4 protein-coding genes are annotated in these 3,453 nt (G+C 64.4%); 2 read left to right on the forward strand and 2 right to left on the reverse strand.

What is annotated here, in order from left to right:
- The coding region (locus WBV89_RS08585; RefSeq protein ID WP_423980920.1) for a stealth conserved region 3 domain-containing protein at positions 1 to 835 on the forward strand (835 nt) is incomplete at its 5' end.
- A gap of 62 nt (positions 836 to 897) precedes the next feature.
- Here WBV89_RS08585 and WBV89_RS08590 read toward each other — a convergent pair.
- Both WBV89_RS08590 and WBV89_RS08595 read right to left on the reverse strand, forming a co-directional pair.
- Positions 898 to 1,674, reverse strand: a complete 777-nt coding sequence (locus WBV89_RS08590) for an ABC transporter ATP-binding protein (RefSeq protein ID WP_423980921.1) — start codon at positions 1,672 to 1,674, stop codon at positions 898 to 900.
- Entirely contained in the window at positions 1,661 to 2,509 is an 849-nt protein-coding gene (locus tag WBV89_RS08595; protein WP_423980922.1) for an ABC transporter permease, read from the reverse strand. Before WBV89_RS08595 ends, WBV89_RS08590 begins: the two co-directional genes overlap by 14 nt.
- Before the next feature lie 373 nt (positions 2,510 to 2,882).
- Here WBV89_RS08595 and WBV89_RS08600 point away from each other — a divergent pair.
- Positions 2,883 to 3,453: Stealth CR1 domain-containing protein (locus WBV89_RS08600; RefSeq protein WP_423980923.1), on the forward strand; the 571-nt coding region annotated here is incomplete at its 3' end.

Raw genomic sequence — 3,453 nt, forward strand, 5'->3', positions numbered from 1 at the left:
GCTGGATGAACTCCGGTACTCGCTGCGGTCGGTCTGGGAGCACGTTCCGTACGCCCGTCACATCTACATCGTGACCGATGGCCAGGTTCCCCCGTGGTTGGACACCGCCGATCCACGGATCACGATCGTGGAACATGCCTCGATCTTCGAGGACCCGTCAGCGTTGCCGACCTTCAACTCTCACGCGATCGAGACTCAGCTCCATCACATCGACGGACTCGCCGATCACTACCTCTATCTCAACGACGACGTGTTCTTCGGGCGGACCTCCGACTGGGCCACGTACTTCGAGCGTTGTGGAACGTCACACTTCTTTCCGTCGACCGCCCTGTTCCCCGTCGGCGAACTGCACGCGACGGACAAATCCGTCGACCACGCCGGCCGCAACCTCCAACTCGAGCTCTTTCGTGAATTCGGATGGGCTCCCCGCAACAAACTCATCCACACACCGCATCCGCAGCAACGGCAGCTGCTGATCGAGGCAGAGCAGCGCTTCGATGACAGGTACCGAGCGACGATGCACGCGAGATTCCGCTCAACCGGCGACGTGTCCTTCGCGGCCGCTCTGCACCACCGCTATGCGCAGGTGACAGGTCGCGCGAGTGTCGGAAACCTCGCGTACGAGTACCTCGCGCTCGAATCGGACAACGTCGCCGATCACCTTGCTCGATTGCGCTCGGCGTCGTTCGACACCCTGTGCCTCAACGACGGGGAGATGACGCACCAGCAACAAGCGGACGTGCGACCACTTCTCGCCGACTTCCTCAACCGACGCTTTCCGTACCCGGCGCCGTGGGAAATCGACGGAGCACTCAGGAGTCATCCGAGCACGTGAGTGCACGAATCGTTCGGGCAGAGACCGACGCTCAGCTCCGTGTGTCGCGGCAAGGTTGGCGGTCAGCCCGCCTCATACCGCTCGAGCACCTCGGCGACGTCGCCCAGGGCAACCAGCCTGCCCTGGTCGAGCCACGCCACACGGGAGCAGGTGTTGCGGATCTCGTTGAGGTTGTGGGTGACCATCACGATCGTGCCCGCGGCCGCTTGGATCTCACGCACACGTTGGAGACTCCGCTCGCGGAAGTCTTTGTCGCCGACGGCCAAGGCTTCGTCGATCAACAAGATGTCGGGAACCCGCAAGGTGGCGATTGAGAACGCCAGTCGCGCACGCATCCCGGAGGAGTACGTGTTCATCGGGCGACCCATCGCCGCTCCCAGGCCGGAGAAGTCGATGATCTCGTCCATCTTCTCGCGCACCTCGTCCGGCTCGAGACCCATCGCGAGTCCCCCGAGCATCACGTTGCGGTAGCCCGACAGCAGGGGCTTGAGGGCCGCACCCACGCCGAGCAGGCTGACATCGCCGCGGACGCGGATCGAGCCGGCAGCGAGCGATTGCAAGCCAGCGATTGCACGCAGCAACGTCGACTTCCCCGACCCGTTCGAGCCGACGATGCCGACCGCCTCGCCGACGTGGACATCGAACGACACCGACTTGACGGCGTGAACTTCGATCGAGGTGCGACCGCGGAACCCGCGTGTCACGAGGTCTCGTGCGCTGAAGTACTTCTCCTCGTACACCTTGTAGGTGATGTCGACATCCTCGATCTCGACAGCCACCGGCGCGCGTGAGGAGTCGTAGTCGAGCATCGACGTGGCGGTGAGGTCAGTCACGGGCATACGTCTCCTCGGCAGCGCGGAACCAGAGGAAACCGATGACCAGAAGTGCGACCGACCACACGATCGCCGATACCAGCAGGTCCGTCTGCAGGTTGCCGGACATGATGCTCCATCGCGCCAGCGTGATGAAGCAGTAGTACGGGTTCAACGTGAACAAGGTGTTCAAGAGGGGGTTGCTGTCGACGTAGGCATCGACACTGAAGATGACCCCGGACAGGTACAACAGCAGCCGGAATGCAAACGGCAAGAGTTGGGTCGTGTCGGCGAAGTGCGTGGTGAGGCGTCCCGCAACCATCGCCGAACCGGCATTGAACATGGTCATCAGCACGAGGATGAAGGGCAACATCAACCATCGCCAGCTCGGTGTGATGCCGGAGACGAGGGCGACAGCGTATGCGACCAGAAAGGTCGGGATCGCCGCCAGCGCCTCGGTCGCGGTGGACGTGAGCGGCAGGATCACCCGCGGAAAGCGCACCGCCTTGATCAGTCCGCGGTTCGACACGACCGATCGCGCGCCGTCGATCGTGCACTTCTGGCCGTACTGGAAGATGAACAGCCCGATCGTCAGGAAGGCGAGGAAGTCGTCGACGCCACGGTCGGTTTGGAGGATGACACCGAAGACGAGGAAGTACACCGCAATCGACAGCGCTGGATTGAGGAGGTGCCACAGGCCACCGAGCACGTTGGTCGCCTGGCGCGAGCGCAGTTCGTTCATCGCCACGTGGCGGATGTAGCTCCAACGACTTCGCACATCGCGGAGATATGGGCCGAGCTTTTCCGCCTCGTGGGCGTCGCGGAGTTCGGGCAGACCGCGGCTACCAATCGAGACGGACATCGCGCATCACGCTATCAACGGGTGGGTTTTCGGTGGTCGATCGTCCGATGCGGCCGTCCGCCTGCCCCGTGCCGTCGCCGTTAACATCGCCGCAGTGATGGCCGATCGAGTGCAACGCCTCCGAGCCCTCGTGCAGCGGTACCGCGTCGATCGTCGCCTCCCCCCGCAGGTCTCCGAGCTCTATCGGCGCACCTCGTCGCTGCGGGTGAAGAGGCGCAGGGACGATCTCGCCGGTCGCGTCCGCCCAGTTCTGGGATCGTCGTCCGCCGAGCGCTCGTCGACAGCGCCAGCGGCCTTCGGCTCTCGCAGAATCACGACCGCCGGACCTCTTCCGGCGCCACTGTTCGAGATCGGACATGCCACCGCGACGGCTGTGAGTGACGCGTTGACCGCCCATGGTGTCGATCATTCCGTTGTCGGTCGTCGTGGTGACGGGCTCGAGTTCGGAGTGGCGCTCGCCGACAGGGTCGCTGCGATCTCGGCGCTCGCCGGACTGGATGCCCCGGGCTGGTACGTCGAGTGGACCGGCGCGGAACGCACGGGGGTCGTCCCCGCTCGCACGGCACGTTCGAATCGGCACGTCATACGGGCACGCGAGTGGAATGTGTTCCAAGCGTTTGCGTGGGGCGATCAGGCGGTCGGTTCCGAGCAGGGCGCAGTGATCGGATTCTGGGAGGCAGGTACCTCCGGCCTGCTCGAGAAGATCGGCGACCGCGGCCAGGAGCGTTTCGACTCCCGTTCTCCGGTCACCACCGAGATCGTCGACGGACGGCCGTACCCGGGACGCGCCGCATTCCCCGTGGGAGCGAACCTCGAACACGTCGTCGACCCGATCGACATCGTCTATACGTGGGTCGATGGCGCGGATCCCGACTGGCAGGAGGCGTTCCGTTCGACGGCCGAGAGGTTGGGGCGCTCGATCGATGAGACCGCGCTCGACCCCG

This window comes from Ilumatobacter sp. (genome assembly GCF_049588435.1).
In the GTDB taxonomy this organism is placed as follows: Bacteria; Actinomycetota; Acidimicrobiia; order Acidimicrobiales; family Ilumatobacteraceae; genus Ilumatobacter_A.